Source organism: Streptomyces sp. NPDC059788 (genome assembly GCF_042732265.1).
GTDB lineage: Bacteria > Actinomycetota > Actinomycetes > Streptomycetales > Streptomycetaceae > Streptomyces.
In genome coordinates, this window is sequence record NZ_JBHWHY010000015.1 from 136,168 (window position 1) to 158,935 (window position 22,768).

Sequence of the window (22,768 nt, forward strand, 5' to 3'; positions counted from 1 at the left end):
GACCGCGACCGGCCCGGCCCCTTCTCCCCGTTCCTTCCCCCTCCCCTCAGCGCCCGGCGAACGGAACCTGCACGTCCGCCTCCGACCCCGCCCCCGTCCCCACGCCCGCCGCCCCCGGACGGCTCCACAGCCCCGCCTCCGCCAGGCGCGGCAGCACCCCCTCCCCGACCCAGTACGCCTCCTCGACGTGCGGATGCCCGGACAGGACGAATTCCTCGATGCCGAGCCGGTGGTATTCGGTGATCCGCTCCGCCACCTCGGCATGGCTGCCCACCAGGGCGGTGCCCGCGCCGCCGCGTACCAGCCCGATGCCCGCCCAGAGGTTGGGCGCGATCTCCAGCCCGTCCGTGCTGCCGCCGTGCAGGGCGAGCATCCGCCGCTGCCCTTCGGACTCGCTGCGCGCAAGCCCCTCCTGGACGGTACGGACCGCCTCCGGCGAGAAGCCCTCCAGCAGGCGGCGCGCCTCGGCCCACGCCTGGTCGGCGGTGTCCCGGGCGATCACGTGCAGCCGGATGCCGAAGCGCACCGTGCGCCCCGCGTCGGCGGCCAGCTTCCGTATCCAGGTGATCTTCTCGGCGACCTGTCCGGGCGGTTCGCCCCAGGTCAGGTACACGTCGCTGAACCGGGCGGCGACCTCTCCGGCCGCCGCCGAGGACCCGCCGAAGTAGACCGGCGGTACGGGGTCGGGCACGCGGGCCAGCCGCGCCTGCTCGACCCGCAGGTGCTCCCCGGTGAAGTCGACGGTCCGCCCCTGCCACAGGTCCCGCACGATGCTCAGGAACTCTCCGGTACGGGCGTAGCGCGCGTCCTTGTCGAGGAAGTCGCCGTACGCGCGCTGCTCGTGGCTCTCGCCGCCGGTGACGACGTTGAGCAGCAGCCGGCCGGGCGCGTGCCGCTGGAAGGTGGCCGCCATCTGGGCGGCGAGGGTGGGCGAGACGACGCCGGGCCGGAAGGCGACCAGGAACTTCAGGCGCTCGGTCTCCCGGGCGAGCATCGCCGTGGTGAGCCAGGCGTCCTCGCACCAGGCCCCGGTGGGGGTGAGCGCACCCTCGAAGCCGAGCTGTTCGGCGGCGCGGGCGATCTGGGTGAGGTAGCCGAGGGTGGCGGGGCGCTGGCCGCCCGCGGCGCCGGCGGGCAGGCCGTGTCCGCCGCCGACGACGTGCCGGCTGTCGCCGTAGGTCGGCAGGAACCAGTGGAAGGTGAGGCTCACGAGGTCTCCGGAGGGGAAGGAGAGGGAATTGAGGAGTGGTCAGAGGAGGCCGTGGCGGGGTGGCCGGGTGCCGTGGAGCACGTACCGGCCGAGGTGCTGCACCTTCCAGCGCGCGGGGTCGTGCAACGTGTGCGTACGCGCGTCGCGCCAGTGCCGGTGCAGGTTGAGCCCGTCCAGCGCGGCCCGGGTGCCGGCCACTTCGAAGAGCGCGCTGCCCGTCTCCACCGCCACCTCACCCGCGTACGCCTTCGCCGCGGCGACCGCGACGGACGCCTCGGCGGCGGTGTCGTCGGTGAGGCCGGCGGTGGCGGTGTCCACGGCGCGGGCCGCGGCCTCCAGCAGGGCGTGCGCGGCCCGGACCCGGAGTTCGAGTTCGCCGAAGCGCTGGACGAGCAGCGGGTCCTCGGCGGCCGTGTCGAAGCCGCTCTCGAACCACGGCCGGCTCTTCGTGCGGACGAATCCGGCCGCTTCGGCGAGGGCTCCCCGCGCGATCCCGGTGTCGATGGCGGCGTGCAGCAACTGGGCGAAGGCGCCGTGCAGTTGCGGCCCTTCGAAGGTGAGGTGGTGCGGTACGACGCGGTCGGCCGGCACGGCGACGTCCTCCAGGCGCACCGTGCCGCTGGCGGTGGTGCGCTGCCCCATGCCGCCCCAGTCGTCGACGACGGTGACGCCGGGCGCGTCCCGCGGCACGTACGCGACGTGCAACTTGTCCCCGGCGCCGCGGGCCAGCACCGGAATCCAGTGGGCGAACAGGGCGCCGGTGGAGTAGTGCTTGACCCCGCTCAGCCGGTAGCCGTCGCCGTCCGGTGCCAGGCGGGTGCGGATGTCCTGGACGTGCCGGGTGCCCGCCTCGGACTGGGCGTTGCCGAAGCGGCGCCCGGCGAGCACCTCGCGGAAGAAGAACTCCCGCTGGCGGGAACTCCCCCGGGCGCGCAGCACGTTGACGTACACGAAGTGGCTCTGCGGGATCTGGGCCAGGCTGGGGTCGGCGGTGGCCAGCAGCCGGAAGACCTCGGCCAGCGTTCCGGCCGAGACGTCGGCGCCGCCGTGCGCACGCGGCACGGTGATCCCGAGCAGGCCGCCGGCCGAGAGCCGGTCGAGTTCGTCGCGCGGCAGCAGCCGCCGCGCGTCCCGTTCCGCCGCGCCCGGCCGGAAGGCGTCGGCCAGTTCGGCCGCGACGGCGAGCGCTTCGGCGTCGTCGGCGATGATGTGCGCCGGGCCGGTCCGGGGCGCAGTGGGTGCGGTGGGTGCGGTGGGTGCGGTGGGGGCCATGTGCGTACTCCTGCCGGCTCAGCCCGCGGCGGCGAGCAGCGGGGCCCGGCCGAGGGCGCCGGAGAACTGGTCGAGGACCTGGTGGAGGGCTTCGGCGGTGCCGGTCTCGACGGCGAGCGTGCCGTCCTCCCGTATGTCGAGGTGCCGGTCCAGGACGAACCAGCCCTGGACGATGTGCGCGGCGCCCATGGAGGAGAGCACCGGCCGCAGCGCGTAGTCGATGGCCAGGACGTGGGCGGTGGTGCCGCCGGTGGCCAGCGGCAGCACGGTCTTGCCCGCCAGCGCGTACTGGGGCAGCAGGTCGAGCAGCGACTTGAGGAGGCCCGAGTAGGCGGCCTTGTAGACGGGCGTGCCGATCACCACGCCGTCGGCCTGCGCGAAGAGCCGGGTGGCGCGGACGATGTCGGGGTGCTGGAAGTCGGCGCCGAGCAGGGCCTCGGCGGACAGCGTGCGGACGTCGAGTTCGACGACGCGGTGGCCTTGGGCGGTGAGCCTGGTGTCCAGATGGCGCAGGAGGCGGGCGGTGCGGGAGGTGGCGGAGGGGCTTCCGGAGACGGACAGGACGGTGGGCATGGCGGTTCACCTCGGGGAGGAGCAGTTCGGCAGGAGCGGGAGCGGCGGTCAGGAGTACCAGGTGGGAGTAGGCAGTTCGCCGGTGAGGACGTAGCGGCCGACCTCGCGGCGCTTGTACGCGACGGGGTCGTGCAGGGTGTGGGTGCGGATGTTGCGCCAGAAGCGGTCCAGGCCCTCGGCCGTGGCGGTGGAGCGGGCGCCGGTGGCCTCGAAGATCCGGTTGGCGGTGTCCAGGGCCACGTCGGTGGCGTGCGCCTTGGCGGCGGCGACCCGTACCTCGAACTCGCCGCGGTCCTGCTCGGTCACCGCGTCGGGGTCGTCGTGCAGCCGCTGTCCCTCCTGCGCCACCCGGTCGGCGAAGGCCTGGGCGGCCCACAGCCGGGTGGTCAGGTCGCCGTAGATGTCGATGACGTACGGCTCGTCGACGGCCCGGTCGTGTCCGCCGTGCAGCCAGGGGCGGGTGGTGCTGCGGGTGTAGCCGGCCGCCGTCTCCAGGGCGCCGGCGGCGATCCCCAGGTAGAAGTTGACGAACACCAGCTGGATGGTGGGCACGTTGAGGGTGTTGTAGACACGCGGCCGGAAGGTCCTGTCGACGTAGCCCGCCGCGCCTTCCCAGCCCACGCGGACGTTGTCGAGGGTGACGCCGCCGCTCTCGGTGAGCCGCTGGCCGATGTTGTCCCAGTCGTCGTGGAAAGCCAGGCCCTCGCTGTCGGAGGGCACGATGGCGAAGACGTGGTCGTCGGTGCCTTCCAGGACGCCTTCGAGCACGGTGACGTCGGAGACCTTGCTGCCGGTGGAGAAGGACTTGCGGCCGCTGAACGCCAACGTGTCGCCCTCGTCCCGGACGACCACGTCGGCGTCGCGCGGGTTGACGGCGCCGCCGAAGAACCACCGGTTGCGGGCGGCCTCGGCCTCGACGTGTTCCCACTGCTCGCGGGTGCCGACGAGCCGGGCCGCCCAGTTCCACAGGTAGTGGTAGCCGAGCAGCTGGGCGATCGAGCCGTCGGCCTTGGCGACCTCGCGGACGACCTGGTAGGCGGTCGTCCAGTCCTGGCCGCCGCCACCGTGCGCGGCCGGGCCGAGCAGGGTGACCAGGCCGGAGTCCTTCAGGAGCCGCACTTCGGCGTACGGGGTGGCGCCGGCCCGGTCGCGGGCGGCGGCGTCGGTGGCGAGTATCGCGGCGACCTCGGCGGCGCGGGCGGTCCACTCGTCGGCTTCGGTGGGGGCCGGCCGGGACTGCCAGGTGGTGGGGGCTACGGCGCTCATGGGGACTCTCCTTCGTGCGTCGGTGGTTGCGCGGTGGGTACGGCGTGCGGGTCCGGTCAGGCGAGGGCGGCGGAGGGCCGTGGCGCGTCGGGGAGTCGGGCCTCCAGCTCGCGGACGAGCGGCAGTACGCGCTTGCCGAAGTACTCGACCTCCTCCAGGTAGTGCAGGAACCCGAGCAGGAAGAGGTCCACGCCGAGGCGCTTGTACGCGACGATGCGTTCGGCGATCTGTTCCGGGGTGCCGATCAGCCCCGTACGGAACCCGTCGTTGTACTGGACGAGGTCCTCGAACGAGGAGTCCTGCCACATGCCCTTGCCGTCGGCCGTGGACCGGCCGGCCTGGCTGACGGCGTCCGAGAAGCCGTGCACGGCCTCCGTGTCCGCCTTGGCGACGATCTCCCGCAGTACTTCGCGGGCCTCCGCCTCGGTGTCCCGGGCGATCAGGAAGCCGTTGAGGCCGAAGCGGGGCGCGGGCCGCCCGGCGGCCGCCGCCGAGGCGCGGACATCGGTGAGCTGTTCGGTGACGCCGTCGAAGTCCTTGCCGTTGCTGAAGTACCAGTCGGAGACCCGGCCCGCCATGGCGCGGGCGGCGGTGGAGTTGCCGCCCTGGAAGATCTCCGGGTGCGGACGCGCCGGGGTGTTCAGCGGCTTGGGCTTTAGCGAGAAGTCGCGGATGCGGTAGAAGTCCCCGGCCAGCTGCGCGTGGTCCTCGGTCCAGACGGTGCGCAGCGCGGTGATGAACTCCTCGGCCCGCCGGTAGCGTTCGTCGTGCTCCAGCCAGGGCTCGCCGAGCGCGGTGAACTCGCCCTTGAACCAGCCGCTGACGACGTTGACCGCGAACCGGCCGCCGGAGAGCCGGTCGGCGGTGGCACCGAACTTGGCCAGCACGCCGGGGTGCCAGAGGCCGGGGTGGACGGCGGCGATGACCTTCAGGCGCTCGGTGGCGAGCAGCAGCGCGAGGCTGAAGGAGGTGGACTCGTGCTGGTACTCGGCGCCGTAACCGGCCATGTAGCGGACCTGGCTGAGCGCGTAGTCGAAGCCGTTGTTCTCGGCCAGGACGGCCAGTTCGCGGTTGTAGGCGTAGCCCCAGTCGGTGCGCTGCTCGATGGTGCTGGTGACCAGGCCGCCGCTGACGTTGGGCACCCAGTAGGCGAAGCGGAGCGGGTCGCGGGCGGGTAGTGCGGGCATGGAGGTGCTCCCGGTGGGTCTGAGAGGGCAGGGCGGGCTGCGCCCGAGCGGTTGTGCGCGCGGCACCCGTCCCGAAGAACGCAGGGGGAATTACGGCATCGGCAGCGCGCACCCCATACGGTCCGCGCGTATTGCGTACGGCGTCGGAGCCCGTGAATCAGCGCGCGAAAGCGACGGATACGCGAAGGCCGGAACCAGCCGCTACGGAGATTCCACAGGGGAAATGCGGCGCCATGGGCGAGTTACCGGAAAAGGGATCAGCCGGCCCGCCGGGACAGCGCCCAAAAAGGCGAACCGGAGGCGCGGTTATCGGCGGGAGCACCGACACAGGGCGCTGGAGACGCGTACGAGGTCCACATGACGCCGTTGTGTGAACCGGCCCGGCTTCTTCATCAACACGTCACCTCCCCGCAACAATTCGACGGTCCGGCCACGGCCCGGCCGGTCTTTTTCCCGTCCCGCCCAGGAGTTTACCCAGGCAGCCGCCGCAGGTCGACCAGGCATCCGCGAGGTGGTGATAGGGTCCCCCTTCCATCACACCCCGACCGGGGAATTCACCTGCCCCCGGTAACGGTTGGAGGCAGGTCGTCGTGCGCATGGAGCAATTGGAATACCTGGCGGCGGTCACCCGGCTCGGGTCGCTGCGCCGCGCCGCGGAGGAGCTGCATCTGTCGCAGCCCGCCCTCAGCGAGACCGTCCGCAACCTGGAACGGGAGCTGGGGGTGGCGCTGCTGGACCGCAAGCGGTCCGGGGCGAAGATCAGCGACGAGGGGCGGGAGCTGCTGCCGCACATCACCGGCGTGCTGGACGCGGTCGACCGGCTGCGCCGGGCGGCCGACGACCAGCACCACGTCAGCCGGATGGTGCGGCTGGGCACGGTCAACGCCGCCACGGTCCCGCTGCTGGTGCCGGCCGTCCGCGAGTTCCGTGCCGCCCATCCGCTGACGCAGGTCGAGGTGGTCGCCGCCCAGCAGGACGCGATCCGGCAGGGCCTCGCGGAGGGCGGGTTCGACCTGGGGCTGGTCAACTACCTCCGGGGCGACGACCTGCCGCCGGACCTGCACACCACCGAGCTGCTGCGCGGCCGTCCGGTCGTCTGCGTGCGCCCGGACAGCCCGCTGGCCGCGCTGGAGGCGGTCGGCGTCGCCGATCTGCTGGCCGAGCCGCTGATCGTGATGCGGGCCGGATACGTCATGCACCGCTACGTCCACCGGCTCCTGCGGGGCCGCACGCCGTCCTTCTCGTACTCGACCGACGGCGCGGAGATGGGCAAGCTGATGGTGGCCGAGGGGCTCGGCGCCACCGTGCTGCCCGACTACAGCGTGCTCGGCGACCCGCTGGAGCGCAGCGGCGCGATCACCTGCCGCCCGCTGGCGGACGACGCCACCGAGGTCCGCATGGTGATCCAGCGCCGCCGCTCCGGCTCGGTGCCCCGGGCGGCACGGGACCTGCACGCGATCTTCGTCCGGCGCGCCGCCGAGCCGCCCCACGGGCGGACACGGCCCGGTCCGCCCGGCTCCGGAGCACGATGAGGCAGGATCGAGGGGTGGGACGCACGGCGGATACGACGCGTGCGGCCCCGGCGCACTGCACGTCGTATCCGGACGGGAGGTCATCGTGGCGGTGGAGGTCACCTGGTGGGGACACGCCACCGTCACGGTCGCCGACTCGGGCGTACGGGTACTGACGGACCCGCTGTTCACGCGGCGGCTGGCCCATCTGCGGCGGCGCCGTGGCGCGCTCCCGCCGCCGGCCGCGGCCCGCGCCGACGCCGTCCTCGTCTCGCATCTGCACGCCGACCACCTGCACCCCGCCTCGCTGGCCCGCCTCGCGCCGGGCACGCGGGTGGTGGTGCCCCGGGGCGCGCTCGCCGCGGTGCCGGGGCTGCGTCGGGTGGCGGCGGCGCGCGGGCTGCCGGTCACCGAACTGCGGCCCGGCGAGTCGGTCACGGTCCGCGCCGAGCACCCGGACGGGTGCGGTTCCGGCGAGGTGACCGTCCGCGCGGTGCACGCGGCCCACGACGGGCGGCGGCTGCCGTACGGGCCGCACCGGGTGCCCGCCCTCGGCTACGTGGTGCACGGCGCGGCGGCGACGTACTTCGCGGGGGACACCGGGCTCTTCGACGCGATGGCCGAGGAGGTCGGCGCCTGTGATGTGGCGCTGCTGCCGGTGGGCGGCTGGGGGCCCTTCCTCGGGCACGGGCATTTGGACGCGCGGCGGGCGGCCGAGGCGGCGGCCCGGCTGGCGCCCGGCGAGGCGGTCCCGGTGCACTACGGCACGTACTGGCCGATCGGCCTGGACGCGGTGCGCCCGCACGAGTTCCACTCCCCCGGTGACGAGTTCGCGCGGCAGACCGGGCTGCTGGCGCCGGGGGTGGCGGTGCACCGGCTCGCGCACGGCGAGTCCGTACGGCTGGCGGGCGCGCGGTGATCGGCGGGCTGGCGGGCGGTGTGCCTCCCGAGTCGACGCAGCAGGTGGTGGGCTACCCGTCGCTGTTCCTGCTGGTGGTGCTGGGGTCGCTGGTGCCGGTGGTGCCCACGGGCGCGGTGGTCAGCTCGGCCGCCGTGGTCGCCTTCCACCAGCAGTCGCCGTGGGCCCTGCTGGTCGTCTTCGGCGTCGCCTCGCTCGCCGCCTTCCTCGGGGACCTGGGGCTGTACTGGCTCGGCGGGCGGGGCGTGCGCTCCCGCAACGGTTCGGCCTGGCTGGAGCGGCTGCGCGACCGCGCGGCGCCGGAGCGGCTGGCACAGGCGCAGGCCAAGCTGCGCGAACACGGGGTGCTGGTGCTCGTGCTGTCGCGGCTGGTGCCGGCCGGCCGGGTGCCGGTGATGCTGGCGTGTCTGCTGTCCCGGATGCCGCTACGTCGCTTCGCCCGCGGCGACCTGCCGGCCTGCCTGGCGTGGGCGGCGACGTACCAGCTCATCGGCCTGCTGGGCGGCTCCCTGTTCAGCGAGCCGTGGCAGGGCGTGGCCGCCGCGATCGGCCTGACACTGGCGGTCGGCGCGGCACCCGCGGTGTGGCGACGGCTGCGGCATGGGAGGGGCGGGTGACGGGCCGTACGCGATCCGGATTCGTGCGGCGCTTGGGCCCTGCCGTACGGGGCCGGGTGTCGTCCGCTTTGCGGCATTACCGTAAAAGTTTTCCTTGGATAGGGCAGCGGTCTGCGCAAGCATCGCCATTATGCGCCTGCACTGGGAAAACACCTCTCCCTGGTCCTTGCTGCTTCACAGGGCTTCCCATGTGCGCTAAATCCGTTCCGGGCGGGCGGTCAGAGATATGAGCGCGGGGCGCTTGTAGGGTGTCGGCCAGTTCTCTTGACCGGCGCCATTGAGCAGCCACCCTGCCGGAAGGCGGGGCCTCCGCGCCGCTTTCCTCTGTTGGGCAGGGGGGGGAATCGAATCATTCGGCGATCCAGGTACGCGGCATGACATTGGGGTCTTGCGGGAAGCCGAAATTGTGAACTCGCCACCCACCGAGTTCCGGCCGCAGCACAAGACTCAAAATTCTCGCCTCCCCGGGCACAAGGCCTCCGGCTACAACCAGAGCTTCACCCTCGCCTTCCACCTGCGAGAGCATCCTTACGTAGGCGATGTCGTAGCACGGCTTCATGACGCCCGTACTGATGCCGCCGCTTTCGCTCTTGCTGCGTATTTCGCCAAGGTCCCACCACCCCTGAGACTCTGGCGTTATGACTGTATGCAGACTGGCGTAGTCATTTTCGAGCGCCATGCACCAAAAGGCGAGCGCGACCGCAAACGGGTTTTCCGGGGTCAACGGGCCTCCCGCTGCCATGGCTTCATCGTCCGGGGCCGGCACTAAGCGCCCCGGAAAGGGGGCGGCATTCACCGGAGCTTCCTGCAGCGGGAAGTCTGGCGGCAACGCGGGTTTTCGTCGCCCCTGACGAGCAGCAGCAAGCAATCGCGAACGCGCAGCCTCCTCGATAATATCGAAAATATCTTCAGATACCAGCTGGCCAAGCAGGCCAGGTCGTACGCATGGTTCAATGCGAAAAACAAGGAGCTTCCGCTTGACTCCAAGCGGGTCAGCCCTCCATGCCTCCTGCCACTCGGCCTCCCCGTAAGGAGAATTCACATAGGCATTGGACAGGATCACAATGGTGCGTTCCGCGACTTGTGTCGCCCTGTGGATCTCAGTAACGAAATGGGAACCTGCCTCGAAATCCCAAGCCTGGAGGATTGTCGTGTAACCGGCCTCTTCTAGCTGCCACGCCACCCATTCGGCCCAACTGCGATCCGAGCTCGTATAGCTGATAAAGAAGTCTCGTGCTGGGGAGACGCTTTCCTTTTGCGGCTCCGATGGATCCATATGCCCCTTCACTTGATCTCCTAGTGGTGGCTGAGTGGTCAGGAATGAGGTTGCACCAGGTTCACCATCAGCGTCTCAGGCCACCGTGATGCGCCGCACAGGCTCTCTATGTTTTTCACGCCGTCTGCCACATGAGGCATGTTCCCAGCTCGCCGAGCCTCGTTGAGGAAGTCACGGCACGTCAGAGACAGAGCTCCCTACTTCCAGCCATCCAGTGAAACCTGCGGCCCACCAGTGAGGTACCGATCAAGGGCGCTTGCGGTCGTGTCGACGAACTCCTCGGGGATGGTGTCGGCGTCGATCCATCGGACCTGGGCGTGCTTGTGGGGTTCGCGGTTTTCGGGTTCGCCGGTCCACTCGTGGGCGGCGAAGACGACGGTGAGAAAGCCGTTGGGGGCTTCGACGCCCCAGGCGCCGTGGATGATGTGGGCGACTTTCAGCGACTCGGGCTTCACGGTCAGTCCCGTCTCCTCGTACAGCTCGCGCACCGCTGTTTCGGTGATGGGCTCTCCGGGCTCGCTCTTGCCGACAGGGAGATCCCACATGCCTTGGGCGAACTTGGCGTTCTGGCTGCGCTGGAGGAGGACGACGCGGTTGGTGGCCTTGTCGTGGACGATGACGGCGGCGACCAGGAGGGTCATGGAGTCGAGGGCGGGCTTGAGGGCTTTGGGCTGGTCGTCGGTCTTCGGCTGAGCCACGGTGGTCCCTTCGTCGGCCGGGTTGATCGGCATGTTAGGTCAGCGCTTCTCGGGCGCGGCGGGCGAGTTCGGTGGCGCCGGGCACTTTGCGCCGCTGGTAGACCGCGAGTGTCGATCGGATGGAGGTGATCGCTTTGCGGGTGCGGTCCGAGGTCATGCCTTCCATGAGGGTGAGGGCTTGTGTCCAGGCCGCGACGGCTTCGTCGGCGCGGGCCTGGGCGGCGAGGCTGTCGCCTAGGTCGGCGTGGGTGAGGGCGTGGACGCGCTTGTACTTCTTGGGGTCCCAGCGAACCAGGGCGTCGCGGTGTTGCTGCTCGGTGCCGACGTGGTCGGCGAGGTCGGTGAGTGTGCGGGCGGTGTGGCTGGCCACGGTGCCGGCGGCCGGGCCGCTGACGAGGGAGAAGCTGGGCTGGGGGCCGTCTTCCCGGAGTAGGGCGTCCTCGGCGGCCAGCAGGGCGCGGGCTGCTGCGGGGTGCTCGGCGGTGGCGGCGAAGGCGCGTGCGTGGGTGATGTGGAGCAGGGCCTCGGTCTGGCTGTCGACGTGGCCGAGTCCGCGGGACAGGGCGCCTTCGACGAGGTCGACGCAGTGGTGGGGCTGCTTGAGGCTGAGGGCCTGGTGGGCGAGGGCGCGCATCATCCAGGCGGCGTGGCCGTGCGGGTCGGCCTCGCAGGCGAGCTGGTATCCGACCTGGTAGTAGCGCTGGGCGGCGCCCTCCTGGCCGAGGTCGTGATGCTTCCAGCCGGCGAGGTAGGCGAGCTCGGCGACGGCGCCGAAAGCGTTGCGGCGTAAGGCGTCGGAGATGAAGCGGGCCCGGAGGATGGGGGCGGCGGTGTCGGCGAGGTAGGCGGTGACGGTGGTCAGGCCGTGGCCACCGCCCAGTCGCTCGTCGGCTGCGCTGAACGCGGCGGTGATGTGGCGGACAACCTCGATGTCCTCCGCCCCGACCAGCGATCTTCTGGTGCGGGCGCGCAGGAGGCGGGAGGTGGTTTCCTGGTCGTACGCCAGCGGCATGGCCACGCCTGCCGTGGTGAAGGCGGCCACGGCCAGGAAACGGCGTCGTTCGACATCGGCCCGGCCCAGGGCAGTGGCGGTGATGACGGGGTCGGAGTCCTCGGCGATGGCGGTCTCCGGATCGCGCAGGCCGATCTCGGCGAGGGTGATGGTGCGGGCAGCGCGACGGGAGAGCGCTTCGGCCAGGTACTGTCCGGTCCGTCCGGACGGTTTCCGCGTGCCCTTCACCCAGTGGGATACGGCCGACTTGTTGGTGTGGATGATCTCGCCGTTCTCCGCCGCCACCCGGCGTACGCCCCTCGCCAGCGCTTCATAGGTATGGCCGGACGCGGCGATGGCTTCGCGCAGACGGACGTTGGGCTGGTTGAGTGCCGCCACGACCTCCCCCGATCCGGGGCTGTAAACCGCGTATACCGCTTGGTCTTCTCCCCACCGTACCCACTGTGCGTGACGGCAGGTTCACTTATCAGCAGCCGCCCGGAATGGCCCGACCGGCCCAGGCTCCCCGCTTGGCCGGGCGGCTCCCCGCAGTTCCGTACGCGCCGATCCGGCTCGGGCATTCCTGTGCCCGGCCCCGGCCGATCAGAGACGGAGACACCGGTGACCACCATCGACACGACGACCATCACGGTCGAACTCCCCGAGGCGTTCGATCCGCGCTGGAGCCGCCTGCCCGGCATCCAGGTCGACGGCCGGCGCATCACCATCGACCCGGCCGAGTACTTCTTCCGCTTCGAGTCCAGCACGTGGCTCATCGCCGACTGGGAGCTGGTCAAGTCCCAGCTTCTGGCAGCGAACGAGACCACGGAAAGCGCGGTCGAGCAGCTTGCGCTGGACTTCGTCAAGGCCCACGGCGAGCCCACCTCCGACGCGGGCCGTGTCCTGGGCACCGCGTACGAGGTGTACGCGTACCTGTTCCGCGACGAGCACCTCGACGGGCTCGGCCTGCCGAAGATCACCGCCGAGCATCTGGGGATGCTGAGGCAGGCGGCGACGCTGATGGCCCTCAACAAGGTGGAGTTGGACGGGCACATCTCCAACGTCGGCCCGTGCTGGTTCTTCCCCGCCGCCACCTCCGTCGTCTTCGACCTGGACGACGAGATGGGCGGCACGCTCGACGAGGTCTACCACGGCGGCTGGTTCAACGAGCACCGCCGCATCGAGTCCATCAAGGCTCACGCCGCCCTCGGCGGACGGCTCGTGCACGGCTGCCAGTCCGTGCCGGACCAGTCCGGCGGCGTCATCGCGCCCTACGGTGCGTCGATGGCCACCTTCCGCGATGACCTGGCCGCCTTCAAGGTCGGCTGGATCGAGCAGGTCTACGCCCACCGCGTGATCCGAGCCGCGTAACACCCAGCAGGATCCGGGGCGGGTCGGGCACGCTCGCCCGCTCCGGACGCCACCACACCGCAAGGGAGCCCCCACGCATGGACGAGAACTTCAACGCCGAACTCCTCGCTGACCTTTGCACTCTCACCGGGCGGCCCGCCCCCAAGCGTGATGAGGTGCGGGTGTGGTCCATGTCGGGTGTCGAACGCCTGACCTTCCCCGACGGCAGCACGGCCATCTACAAGTACGCCAGGAGGCCCTTCGACGGCGAGGACCAGGCGCTGCGGCTGGCCCACACCCTCGGAATTCCGGTGCCTCATGTCCATGCGGCCGCGAGGATCGGCGGGTGGCTCGGCATGTTCCTGGAAGACCTCGGCACCCCCGTCCGCGACGCGGACAGCCTCGACGGCGCCGCCGCGGCAGTCGCCCTCCACCGCACCCGGGCCGCCTCCGCACTGTCCATGCTCGACGCGGAAGCACTGGGCGCCTTGCCGAACCGCGCCTTGGACCACCTCGACCGGCTCCGCAAGGCCGATCGCTGGCAGGACACCGAAGACATCGAGCACGCACTCGACCAGATCGCTTTGGCAGCCGAGGCCCGTGCCCAGGGCACCACGGTGGAGCCCTTCGGCTGGGTGCACTCCGAGTTCCACCCCACCAGCCTCCACATCGGAAAACGCGGCTGGCGGCTGCTGGACTTCGCCCGCGCCTTCACCGGCCCCGGGCTGCTCGACCTTGCCAGCTGGCACGGCACCCTCGACACACCTGACCCAGCTCGCTTGCACGGCTTCATCGAGTCGTACGTCAACGAGGGCGGCGCCCCCGACGCACTGGCCGAGCGAGGGTGCCTGGCCGCCGAAAAGTGGGCGCTGGGCTGGCACCGGATGTGGGCGGTCGAGTGGTTCATGGAGCAGTCCATCCGATGGATCAACGATCCGGCCACCGACCCCGCCTACATCAAGGCCGTCCGCCGCCACCTCACCGATGTCCTCCAACTACTGGAGGTCTAGGTGCGCGCCCAAGCCTCCCCCTGGCACACCCACGCCCTCCAGCGCGCCGCCGCCGGACCCGCCGAGCCACTGGCCGCACCGCCACGCATGGAATGGGCCACCGCCCCAGGGCTCGGCCCCGGCGCCGAGATACTCGGAAGCGATCTATGCCAGCGCCGCGTACTGGAACTCGGCTGCGGCCCTGGCCACAACGTCGCCCACCTGGCCGCACGCCGTAGCGTCCGCGTCACCGGAGTCGATCTGGTCGGGCTGCAGGTTCGCCGTGCACGCTCGCACTACGGGCGGCTGGCCGGCGCCGGCTTCGTTGCCGGTCATGCCCTCCACTACCTGCAAGCCAGTCGCGAGCAGTTCGACGCGATCTACTCGGTCTTCGGAGCCATCGGCCTCGTCGCTCCCCAGCTGCTGCTGCCCGCCATCGCCGTACGCCTGAGGCCCGGCGGTGCACTCGCCTTCTCCGTACCGCACCCCAGGCGGGCAGGAAGGTATCCCTCTACCGACAACCTGCCGCGTCGCGACTACGTGACCCTGCCCGACCGGACCCGTCAACCCATCGCCCGATGGGAATTCGACGCCGAGCGCTGGACGGACCACCTCGCCCGAGCCGGACTGGCGCTCACGTGCGCCCAGGAACTGCGCGACCCTCGCCGAAACCGCTTCCCGACCACTTTGCTGATCGCCGCGCGCAAGGACTGACCCGACTCGACCTCGCGGAGCACCGATGCGCCTTCCCTACCTGCTGCTGGACATCGACGGGGTCCTCATCCCCTTCCCAAGCCGGGACGGGGCCACCCCGGATACGCACCTCCGTCACGACGTCCTCCCGACTGGCCGCGACCCCAGCGAACCCGTCACCATCTGGCTCAACCCAGCCCACGGCCCGATGCTCGCGGACCTGATGAAGGTCCGGCTCTTCACCCCGGTGTGGTGCACGAGCTGGCGCCAGGACGCCACCACCATGATCGGTCCGCTCCTCGGGCTCCCGCCGCTGCCGCACGTCGACCTGCCGCACCCGCAGATCACCACCAGCCACCCCAACGGCTACCTGTGGAAGCGCGACCACGTCGACGCGTGGATCGGCGACGCACCCGCAGCTTGGATCGACGACGACTTCACCGCCCTTGACCACGCATGGGCGGCGCGACGTACAGCCCGCGGTCTGCCAACTCTCCTCGTCCAGCCTGAACCCCACGACGGGCTGTGCGCCGATCACCTTGGCCAGGTCGTGACGTGGGCTGGTCAGTTGGCCACCGAGTCGACCGGTGAACCCAGCGTTTCGTGCGAAGCCGTGGCGAATGCCGCTATCGACGTCATCCACGGCCCTCGGTAGGTGCGCTCGGGGGCGTGGCCGCAGGTAGCGGCACGGAGGGCGTGAGCGATGTGCCGCTGGCCGCGCTTCGCTTGCGCGCCGCCTGCAAACGCCTTCTTGGCTGGGCGGTGATGCGCCAGGCGAGGACATCGGCGGGTCGTTCGGCGGTGTCGAGTCCCCGGTGGCGGTCGCTTCCGTTAATAGCCCTGGACCCGGGGCTTGACCACAGCCCTCATCATCAACTCCAGGCGGTCGACCTGCTTTTAGTGCCGCCGCCGGGGCAGCTCGTCTTTCGTGGGCATGGCCTGCTACTCCCACCCTCTGCGCGCACGCTTTGTGTGCCATGTATGTGCTCCGAGACCGGAGGACTTGTGGCCCGCTCGGACCACGAGGCCTCTGGCCTGGTGTTTCTCTGGGACCACTTCGTGGCCGTCACAACCCCGGGAGGGACTCTTGAGACCCTGGATCCACGCGCTGCTGCCAACCGCCCTCGACGCCGGCGGTGTGAACTTGGCCGTCTCGCAGCTGGAACCATTGCAGCCGGGGCGGTCCGCCGCAGCCATCGAACTCCAGGTAAGCGGCCTGACGATAATGCAGCTCGCGCAGGTAGGCGCGGAGCTTCGCGAGGTCGAAGTCGCGGTCACGGGGCCGGGGGCGCCCACGCTTCGCCTCCAGAGCGAGCAGGTTGCGCTCTTGGAAGCGGCCATGCGGGTCGTGCAGGATCAAATCGGGGTACACGGGCCTGCGATTCGCTGCGCCGAAGCCATCCACGTACAGGGCTTTTCTGATCACCCCAAAGCCGGGGTGATGCCACCGGTCGTATTCGACGTCCACTCGCCACTTCCCGCCCCAAGACGTGATCGCTGCCTGCAGTGCAAATGCGACGCGGGCGACAACGGCGCGCTCGTTCACACCCTCGCTCACCAGGTCCGGCTCCCGGGTCCACACCGTGCGCAGCGCCTGCTGAAGGGCATCGTGGATCTGCTGGTCAGTGACCGGAGCTGGCGGTCCCGTCGCCGGGGCAGGGCAGTCGGCCACGTCTCGCCGCTCCGGGCCGTCGCTCAAGTATGCGGGCTCAGGGAGATGCATCCCGATCACGCCGCCCGGGTTCCATGCAGCGTGGACAACATGTGCTTCGCAGAGCGATACCGATCGAGGGCAACGCTCTGTATGAGGGCAGCTTCCCGAACGCTGGTCATCGTTCCCCTCCCTGAGGAGATCGAATGTACCGATACGCTGCCCACCAGGTAAAGCGCCAGGTTGGTGGAACAGCTTCGGGGTGGCGCTGCTTGGGCGCGAGCGATCACGGCCCCGGTGGGCTTGCGGGCGCATCGGGCGGTCTGTGGATCTGCCCGGACACCCACAGATCAGCATCACCATGAACGTCTGCACGCACGTCGTGCAGGACACACAGCGCGAAGCCATGAGCCACATGGACCTGCTTCAAGGGAAGCGTCCCGGTCGCCGGCGACCGCCCTCGTTGATGTCAGGTGTGGATGTCAGAAGGCCCTCACCCATCAAAACTCGTATGTGGGGCCCTTTGATCCAGCGCCCCGGCAGGATTCGAACCTGCGACACCCGTTTCAGGAGAGCAGGTGTCACCGCTCTCCGCCCTCGCCGTACGAAACCAACCCTCACCCGCCCCCCAGCTTCTCGCCCGGCCCCCCCTCCAGGACCCGTGACGCGCCGACCGCGAGGTCCCACAGGTCGGCGCGGGGGCGTCCGGCGGTCTCCCAGGCGGCGCGTACGCGGTGCAGCGGTTCCAGGGGGGCTTCGGCGGACAGCAGGAACGTCGACCAGTGCATGGGGGCCATCGCGCGGGCGCCCAGGTCCTGGCAGGCCCGGACCGCCTCCTCGGGGTCGGTGTGCACCGGCCGCAGCATCCAGCGCGGGTCGTACGCGCCGATGGGCAGCAGCGCCAGGTCGATGCCCGGGTACCGGCCGCCGATCTCCTCGAACCAGTGGCCGTACCCGGTGTCGCCCGCGAAGTACACCCGCCGCCCGTCCGGCGCCGTCAGCACCCAGCCGCCCCACAGGGAGCGGCAGGTGTCGGTCAGGGTGCGCTTGCTCCAGTGGTGGGCGGGGACGAAGTCGAAGCGGACCGGTCCGGCGGGCCCCGGCAGTTCGACGGCCTCCCACCAGTCCAGGTCGGTGACGTGGGTGAAGCGGCGTCTGCGGGCCCAGCGGGCGAGGCCGGCCGGCATCAGCAGCGGGGTGTGCGGCGGCAGCCGTTTGAGGGTGGGCGCGTCGAGGTGGTCGTAGTGGTTGTGGCTGATGACGACCGCGTCGATGGGCGGCAGGTCCTGCCAGCGGACGCCGACCGGGGTGACGCGGGGCGGGGTGCCGAGGATCTTGCGGGACCACACGGGGTCGGTCAGGACGGTCAGGCCGCCGACGCGCAGCACCCAGCTCGCGTGTCCCGCCCAGGTGACGGCGATGTCCCGGGGTCCGGGCCGCGGCATCGGGCCCGGCTCGAAGGGGAGGTCGGGGATGTCGAGGAGCGCCTGGGCGGACGGCCGCAGCTTGCCCTCGCGGGCGATGCGGGCGAGGGCGCGTACGCCGGGCAGCGGCGCGGTGAGCCGGTCGGTGAAGTCGCGGGGCCAGGTGCGTACCTCGCGCGTGGGGCGGACCGGCGCCGGTCCGGGCTCGGCGGCGGGCGCGTGCGGGTCGGCGGCGGACGGGAGAGGCTCGGTGAGGGAACGTTCGGTCTGTTCGGTCATCGAGGTGCTCCATTCGGTGGGCGTGACCGGTCGTGGTGCCGGTCCGGGCGGCCACCGGGGGTCGGGCGGAGGCCGCGGTGCGGAGGCCGGAGGGGGTCGGAGGCCGGGGACGGGCGGCCGGGCAGCACGCGACGGTCCGCGGCAGGGCCGGTCGGCTACGAGGGGCCGGTGTCCGCGAGCGCGGCGAGCGTCGCGGACAGGGCGCTCAGCGCCTCTGCCACGTGCGGGAGTTGCAGCGGATCAGGGGCGTCGAGGACCCGCTGCCGGTGTGCGGCGTCGGGGCCGAGCAGCGCCTCGGTGCTCAGGCGTACGCGCAGCGCGCGCGGATCGTCGCCGAAGCGGTGCCCGCCGCGCGCGGCCCAGTGGGCGAGTGCGTCTTCCAGTTGGGCCGGTCCGGTGATGCCACGGGCGGCCAGCGCGGGGCGCAGCGGGCCGAAGTCGGCGTAGACATGGCTGCCCGCGTGCGGCGGGCGGCAGACGGCGCCGCCTGCGGTGAGGGTGTGGTGCAGCGCTCTGGCGAGCGTGCCGTGCACCCCGGCCGCGGCGGTGGTGCGGGCGCGTACGGGCGCGGCTTCCGTGAGTGCGTGGGTGACCGCGGCGGCCACCGGCCCGGCCATCGGGGTGCGCAGCGCCGCCAGCCGCTCCAGCGTCGCGGCGCGCAGCCCGGCGCCGCGCCCGGTGTCCGGAAAGCGGGCCAGTGCGGCGGGCCAGGACGCCGGGACCAGGGTGGCCCGCAGGTCGGCGAGGACGACGACGTCGTCCGGCAGCATCTCGGCCGGGCTCAGCACGACCGTGTCGTGCGGGTCGTGCAGCAGGTCGCGGCCGGTCTCGTCGCTGACGACCCACAGTCCGTCCGCCGCGGCCGCCTCGCACACCTCGTGCATCAGCTCCGGAGGCGGGCAGGTGCCGCTGGGGTCGTCGACGACGGAGACCAGCAGGACCCGCGGGCCGTCGCCGGTCCGCCGGGCGCGGCGGACGGCTTCCAGGATCGTGAACGCGTCCGGGACTCCGCCGGATTCGGCCGGTACGGGCGTACGGTGCACCTCCCGGCCGAGCAGTTCGGCGGCCGGGGCGTACCACTGGGCGCAGGGGCGCGGCAGCAGCACGTCGCCGCCGGCCGCGGCGAGCAGCGCGAGGAGGAGGGCGGGCGCGCCCGGTGCGGCGAGCACCCGTTCCGGTGTGGTCGGCAGGCCGCGGCGCGCCCAGTAGTCGCAGGCGGCGGCGCGCAGCGGCCGGGAGCCGCCGGGTGGCTCGGGTTCCGTGCGGTCCGCGGCGGCGGCGAGGTGCGCGGCGAGCTCCGGGAGGACCGGCAGCCCCGCCGGGGGATCCGGCTCCGGTGCCGGATCCGGATCCAGGGCCGTCCGCTGCATCCGTACCTCCACACTCCACGGCAGGTCGATCGTGGGCCCATCACATGAGTGTGCGGGCCCCGACCACCTTTGCAGATCAGGGGGCCGGGAGGCGGGGCGACACGTCACCGGTCGGCCGAGTGCCGGTGTCCGGGCGCGGCGTGACCGGGCGCGGGGCCCGGGAGGGGCGGCCTACTGGGTGTGGCCGGTGCCCGGCGCGGCGGCGCGGCCGGGGTGCGCCTCGTCGCGCGCGGCGCCCGCGCGGCCGGCCGGCCGGCCCTTGTCGCCCAGGCACCGCAGCTCCGCCTCCAGCCCGTGCCCGCGGGTACGCACCAGGGCGCCGGCGAGGTCGGACAGTTTGCGGTTGGTGCGCTGCGACAGCCGGCGCAGCGTGTCGAAGGCCGTGTCCGCGTCGCAGCCCAGCACGTACATGAGGATGCCGCATGCCTGGTCGACCACCGGCCGGGTGCGCAGGGCGGTGTCGAGCTGGTCCACCTCGACGAGCGCCTCGCGGTAGCGGCGCTCCCGCGCCAGTCCGGTCGCGGCCAGCTCACCGAGCACGTCCGTCGCCGTGCAGCCCTTCTCGACCTTCAGGCCCGGCCGGAAGCCGTAGACGGTGATGGTGAGGGTGATGCCGTCGCGGCGGTACGGGAGGGTGGCGCTGGAGCGTACCCCGGCCTCCAGCGCCTTGGCCCGGTACTCCGGCCAGCGGCTCTCGTGCAGCAGGTCGTCGGCGCCGGTGGCCCGGCCGCTGTTCAGGGCCGCGGGTATGGGCCCCTCACCCGACTCCCACTGGACACTGACCAGGGCGGACAGGTCGGGGTGGGTCACCGCGGTCGGCGCTTCGGCGGTGCCCTCGCCGGTGCTCACCGTCGCGGCCGCGCCACAGCTGTCCGGGGTGCACCAGGCGGCCTGCTCGGCGAGGTGGGCGAGACTGCGGGCGGGCGACCCCTCGGCGAGGTCGGACGCCCCGGTCGCGAAGAGCGTGCGGATCGGCGTCGTTGCGTCCACTGTGTGGTCAGTCCCTTCGGGCTCGTGGACGGGGGGAGGTCACGGGCCCCGCACTGAGTCGGCTGCCCGGCCCGGGCGGGCAAAAACACCGGTTTCCCGTCGAGTTGCGGCGCCCGGCCTCCGGCCGCCGGTCGCTCTTGCCGCCATGGGGGTACGGCCCGGGGGCGCACCGGTTAGCGTGAGGGCATGGCCGAGGTCGAGCGCGTTGCGGCGGAACTCGCGGACTTCCGCAGACGGGTCGAAGAGCTGCGCGCCGCCCGCGCCCTGCCTTCCACCGAGCGGCTGTCCGTCCTGGACGCCGCTCTCTTCGAGCTCCAGCATGTCGTCGACGTGATCCTGCCGCGCCTGGAGCGGGGCCTGCCCGCCGAGCGGGACAACGGCGCCCGGCGCGCCGCCGACGAACAGCAGCTGCTGCGGGCGCTGTTCCAGCGGATGCCGTACGCGGTGGCGCTGCTCGGCCCGGACGCGGTGATACGGCGGCTGAACTTCGCCGGGACCCGGCTGTTCGGGATGCGCGCCGGATACGCGGCGGGGCGCCCGCTGACCGCCTCGCTCGCCCCCGAGGAGCGGGCCGCCTTCCGCTCCCAGGTGGCGGCGGTCTCGCGCAACGAGGGCGACCGCAGCCTGGTGGTGCGGCTGCTGCCGCCGCCGGACGGGCTCCGCCGTGAGGACGAGTCGCTGCGGGCGACGATGACGGCGCTGCGGCCCCGGGGCGAGCCGGACACGTCCGTGCTCACGGTCTTCCTGACCGGCCCGGAGGCGTCGGCGGCCGGGTCCGGCACCGCGCGGCGCGGGGGCGACGCGAACCGTGCGGGCACGCCGACGCCCGGCCTGTCCGAGGTGACCCGCAACGCCGAACTGATGGACCTCCTGGACGACATGACCATGGCGCTGCTGGAGTCGCCGCGGGAGCCCACCGCCGTACTGGACCGGGCCGGCCGGGTGCTGCGCGGGCGCTTCGCCGACTGGGTGACGGCCGATCTGGTGACCCGTGGCGGCGGCCCGCTGGTGCGGGTGGCGGTGTACGGGGCCGAGGAGTCCGGGCCGGACGACCTGGCGGCCACCCTGGCCTCCCAGCTCCCCGGGGACTGCCCGGTCGTGGTCGAGGCGGCCCGCGCGGGCAACGCCAACCTCCAGGTGCGCCCGGAGGACCTCGGCGCGTTCGGCCACGACGCGGCGGGTGCGCCGATCCTGGCGCGGGCCGAGGTGACCTCGCTGCTGTGCGTGCCGCTGCGGGCGAAGTCCGGGCCCGTACGGGGCGTGCTGACGCTGCTGCGCACGGGCGGGCGGCGGGCCTTCAGCATGGCCGAGGCGGGCGCCGTCGACCGGATGGCCCGCCATCTGGGGCGCGCGCTGCGCCCCTGACGACGGGTGCGCCGACGGCCGTCACGCCGCTTCGAGGCCGCCCACCTGGTCGCACAGGCGGGTGCAGGTGCGGTTGATGAGCCGCGAGACGTGCATCTGGGAGATGCCGAGCCGGTCGGCGATCCGGCTCTGTGTCATGTCGCAGAAGAACCGCAGGTAGAGGATCTGCCGTTCGCGTTCGGGGAGCATCTGCAGCTTGGGCCGGACCGCCTCGCGGTCCACGACGAGGTCGAAGCCGGGCTCCGGGCCGCCGAGGGTGTCGACGAGGGCGTATCCGTCGTCGGCGCCCGGCAGTTCGGCGTCCAGGGAGAGCGTCGAGTAGCTCTCCAGGGCCTCCATGCCGAGCAGGACCTCCTCCAGCGTCATGCCGGTGTGCCGGGCGATGTCCCGGGCGGCGGGGCGGTGGTCGTCCGGGGCGTGGGTCAGTTCCTGGGTGGCCGCGCGGACACGGTTGCGCAGTTCCTGGACGCGCCGGGGCACGTGCAGGCCCCACATGTGGTCGCGGAAGTGCCGCTTGACCTCGCCGACGATGGTCGGCACGGCGAAGCTCTCGAAGGCGCAGCCGCGGTCCGGGTCGTACCGGTCGACGGCCTTGACCAGGCCGAGGGCCGCGACCTGCGTGAGGTCCTCGGTGGTCTCGCCGCGGTTGCGGAACTGCCGCGCGAGGCGTTCGGCCATCGGAATCCAGGCGCAGACGATGCTCTGGCGCAGCGCGTCCCGCTCCGGCCCGTCGGGCAGCGCCATCAGCGTGCGGAAGTCGGCGCCGGTGTCGGGCGCGTCGTCGTGCGGGTGCTTCTTCTGGACGCGGCGGGCGCCCAGCGGGTGATCGGTGTGCCGGGCACGCGAGGTGCCCTGGCGATGGGGTGTGCGGACAGAGGGCATGGTCTCGGCTCCCTGATCGGTGGACTGGGGTCCTCCGCGGGAGCGCAGCCGGATCGCACGCTCGCAGAGCGGGTTCGCTCCCACGGGCGTGCCTCCGGTCCGAAGCACAGGGAACGCGTGCCCGTAGCCCGTGCGGGTAAACGCGGCGCGGGCCGAATCGGCGGGGGTCCGCGGCCGGTGCGGGAGGTTTCCGGCCGGTGGGTCCGGTAACCCGTGCGGAGCGGCTCGCTGACCGCCCGTCACAAACCTTCCGGC

General features: G+C 72.0%; 22 protein-coding genes, 1 tRNA gene and 1 pseudogene. 9 read left to right on the forward strand and 15 right to left on the reverse strand.

The genetic code is table 11. The features are described 5' to 3' along the window. Window positions 1-46: 46 nt before the first annotated feature. The 6 genes from ACFV57_RS15440 to ACFV57_RS15465 form a co-directional block, all read right to left on the reverse strand. Window positions 47-1,210, reverse strand: coding sequence for an LLM class flavin-dependent oxidoreductase (locus tag ACFV57_RS15440; RefSeq protein WP_385231066.1), 1,164 nt, complete (start codon window positions 1,208-1,210; stop codon window positions 47-49). A gap of 39 nt (window positions 1,211-1,249) precedes the next feature. Next, window positions 1,250-2,482 (reverse strand): SfnB family sulfur acquisition oxidoreductase, encoded by a 1,233-nt coding sequence (locus ACFV57_RS15445; protein ID WP_385231068.1) that lies wholly within the window; start codon window positions 2,480-2,482, stop codon window positions 1,250-1,252. Window positions 2,483-2,500: 18 nt separating this feature from the next. Further along, window positions 2,501-3,055 carry an NADPH-dependent FMN reductase gene (ssuE, locus tag ACFV57_RS15450; RefSeq protein WP_385231071.1) on the reverse strand — a complete coding sequence of 185 codons (555 nt, stop codon included), beginning with the start codon at window positions 3,053-3,055 and terminating at the stop codon, window positions 2,501-2,503. A 48-nt stretch (window positions 3,056-3,103) separates the two neighbouring features. Then, window positions 3,104-4,321 (reverse strand): acyl-CoA dehydrogenase family protein, encoded by a 1,218-nt coding sequence (locus ACFV57_RS15455; protein WP_385231074.1) that lies wholly within the window; start codon window positions 4,319-4,321, stop codon window positions 3,104-3,106. Window positions 4,322-4,377: 56 nt separating this feature from the next. Further along, window positions 4,378-5,508: a dimethylsulfone monooxygenase SfnG gene (gene sfnG, locus ACFV57_RS15460; RefSeq protein WP_385231077.1), complete on the reverse strand. Its 1,131-nt coding sequence runs from the start codon at window positions 5,506-5,508 to the stop codon at window positions 4,378-4,380. 306 nt (window positions 5,509-5,814) lie between these two features. Beyond that, entirely contained in the window at window positions 5,815-6,012 is a 198-nt protein-coding gene (locus ACFV57_RS15465) for a putative leader peptide (protein WP_385231080.1), read from the reverse strand. A gap of 86 nt (window positions 6,013-6,098) precedes the next feature. Between ACFV57_RS15465 and ACFV57_RS15470 the strand changes: the two genes are divergently transcribed. From ACFV57_RS15470 to ACFV57_RS15480, 3 genes are all read left to right on the forward strand, one after another. Continuing rightward, on the forward strand, window positions 6,099-7,040 hold the full coding sequence (locus tag ACFV57_RS15470) for a LysR family transcriptional regulator (protein ID WP_385231083.1): 942 nt from the start codon (window positions 6,099-6,101) through the stop codon (window positions 7,038-7,040). An 85-nt stretch (window positions 7,041-7,125) separates the two neighbouring features. Continuing rightward, complete coding sequence (locus ACFV57_RS15475; RefSeq protein ID WP_385231086.1) at window positions 7,126-7,938, forward strand: MBL fold metallo-hydrolase; 813 nt, start codon at window positions 7,126-7,128, stop codon at window positions 7,936-7,938. Beyond that, window positions 7,935-8,555 (forward strand): DedA family protein, encoded by a 621-nt coding sequence (locus tag ACFV57_RS15480; protein ID WP_385231089.1) that lies wholly within the window; start codon window positions 7,935-7,937, stop codon window positions 8,553-8,555. Before ACFV57_RS15475 ends, ACFV57_RS15480 begins: the two co-directional genes overlap by 4 nt. Before the next feature lie 349 nt (window positions 8,556-8,904). Here the strand turns inward: ACFV57_RS15480 and ACFV57_RS15485 are convergent, their stop codons facing one another. From ACFV57_RS15485 to ACFV57_RS15495, 3 genes are all read right to left on the reverse strand, one after another. After that, complete coding sequence (locus ACFV57_RS15485; protein ID WP_385231092.1) at window positions 8,905-9,843, reverse strand: toll/interleukin-1 receptor domain-containing protein; 939 nt, start codon at window positions 9,841-9,843, stop codon at window positions 8,905-8,907. A gap of 185 nt (window positions 9,844-10,028) precedes the next feature. After that, on the reverse strand, window positions 10,029-10,562 hold the full coding sequence (locus ACFV57_RS15490) for an NUDIX domain-containing protein (protein ID WP_385231094.1): 534 nt from the start codon (window positions 10,560-10,562) through the stop codon (window positions 10,029-10,031). A gap of 1 nt (window position 10,563) precedes the next feature. Continuing rightward, the gene (locus ACFV57_RS15495; protein WP_385231097.1) at window positions 10,564-11,919 is read right to left on the reverse strand and encodes a helix-turn-helix domain-containing protein; all 1,356 of its coding nucleotides are present in this window, start codon (window positions 11,917-11,919) and stop codon (window positions 10,564-10,566) included. Between the two features lie 222 nt (window positions 11,920-12,141). Here ACFV57_RS15495 and ACFV57_RS15500 point away from each other — a divergent pair, with 222 nt between their 5' ends. From ACFV57_RS15500 to ACFV57_RS15515, 4 genes are all read left to right on the forward strand, one after another. Next, the gene (locus ACFV57_RS15500; RefSeq protein ID WP_385231100.1) at window positions 12,142-12,891 is read left to right on the forward strand and encodes a hypothetical protein; all 750 of its coding nucleotides are present in this window, start codon (window positions 12,142-12,144) and stop codon (window positions 12,889-12,891) included. A gap of 77 nt (window positions 12,892-12,968) precedes the next feature. After that, on the forward strand, window positions 12,969-13,880 hold the full coding sequence (locus ACFV57_RS15505) for a phosphotransferase family protein (RefSeq protein WP_385231103.1): 912 nt from the start codon (window positions 12,969-12,971) through the stop codon (window positions 13,878-13,880). After that, on the forward strand, window positions 13,881-14,573 hold the full coding sequence (locus ACFV57_RS15510; protein ID WP_385231106.1) for a class I SAM-dependent methyltransferase: 693 nt from the start codon (window positions 13,881-13,883) through the stop codon (window positions 14,571-14,573). Between the two features lie 25 nt (window positions 14,574-14,598). Next, window positions 14,599-15,207, forward strand: a complete 609-nt coding sequence (locus tag ACFV57_RS15515) for an HAD domain-containing protein (protein WP_385231110.1) — start codon at window positions 14,599-14,601, stop codon at window positions 15,205-15,207. Between the two features lie 411 nt (window positions 15,208-15,618). Here the strand turns inward: ACFV57_RS15515 and ACFV57_RS15520 are convergent, their stop codons facing one another. Beyond that, entirely contained in the window at window positions 15,619-16,224 is a 606-nt protein-coding gene (locus tag ACFV57_RS15520; RefSeq protein WP_385231113.1) for a hypothetical protein, read from the reverse strand. 316 nt (window positions 16,225-16,540) lie between these two features. On the opposite strand from ACFV57_RS15520, the pseudogene ACFV57_RS15525 reads away from it, so the two are divergent. Then, window positions 16,541-16,651, forward strand: a pseudogene (locus ACFV57_RS15525) (integrase); the annotation flags it as partial. Between the two features lie 82 nt (window positions 16,652-16,733). Here ACFV57_RS15525 and ACFV57_RS15530 read toward each other — a convergent pair. The 4 genes from ACFV57_RS15530 to ACFV57_RS15545 form a co-directional block, all read right to left on the reverse strand. Beyond that, window positions 16,734-16,804 (reverse strand) — tRNA-Arg (locus ACFV57_RS15530). A gap of 16 nt (window positions 16,805-16,820) precedes the next feature. Further along, window positions 16,821-17,906: an MBL fold metallo-hydrolase gene (locus ACFV57_RS15535; RefSeq protein ID WP_385231116.1), complete on the reverse strand. Its 1,086-nt coding sequence runs from the start codon at window positions 17,904-17,906 to the stop codon at window positions 16,821-16,823. 155 nt (window positions 17,907-18,061) lie between these two features. Next, window positions 18,062-19,276: an aminotransferase class I/II-fold pyridoxal phosphate-dependent enzyme gene (locus ACFV57_RS15540; protein WP_385231119.1), complete on the reverse strand. Its 1,215-nt coding sequence runs from the start codon at window positions 19,274-19,276 to the stop codon at window positions 18,062-18,064. Window positions 19,277-19,447: 171 nt separating this feature from the next. Beyond that, window positions 19,448-20,248 carry an ANTAR domain-containing response regulator gene (locus ACFV57_RS15545; RefSeq protein WP_385231221.1) on the reverse strand — a complete coding sequence of 267 codons (801 nt, stop codon included), beginning with the start codon at window positions 20,246-20,248 and terminating at the stop codon, window positions 19,448-19,450. Window positions 20,249-20,452: 204 nt separating this feature from the next. On the opposite strand from ACFV57_RS15545, the gene ACFV57_RS15550 reads away from it, so the two are divergent. After that, window positions 20,453-21,631, forward strand: a complete 1,179-nt coding sequence (locus tag ACFV57_RS15550) for a PAS domain-containing protein (RefSeq protein WP_385231122.1) — start codon at window positions 20,453-20,455, stop codon at window positions 21,629-21,631. A 21-nt stretch (window positions 21,632-21,652) separates the two neighbouring features. Here the strand turns inward: ACFV57_RS15550 and ACFV57_RS15555 are convergent, their stop codons facing one another. After that, window positions 21,653-22,513 carry a SigB/SigF/SigG family RNA polymerase sigma factor gene (locus ACFV57_RS15555; RefSeq protein WP_385231125.1) on the reverse strand — a complete coding sequence of 287 codons (861 nt, stop codon included), beginning with the start codon at window positions 22,511-22,513 and terminating at the stop codon, window positions 21,653-21,655. Between the last annotated feature and the right edge of the window lie 255 nt (window positions 22,514-22,768).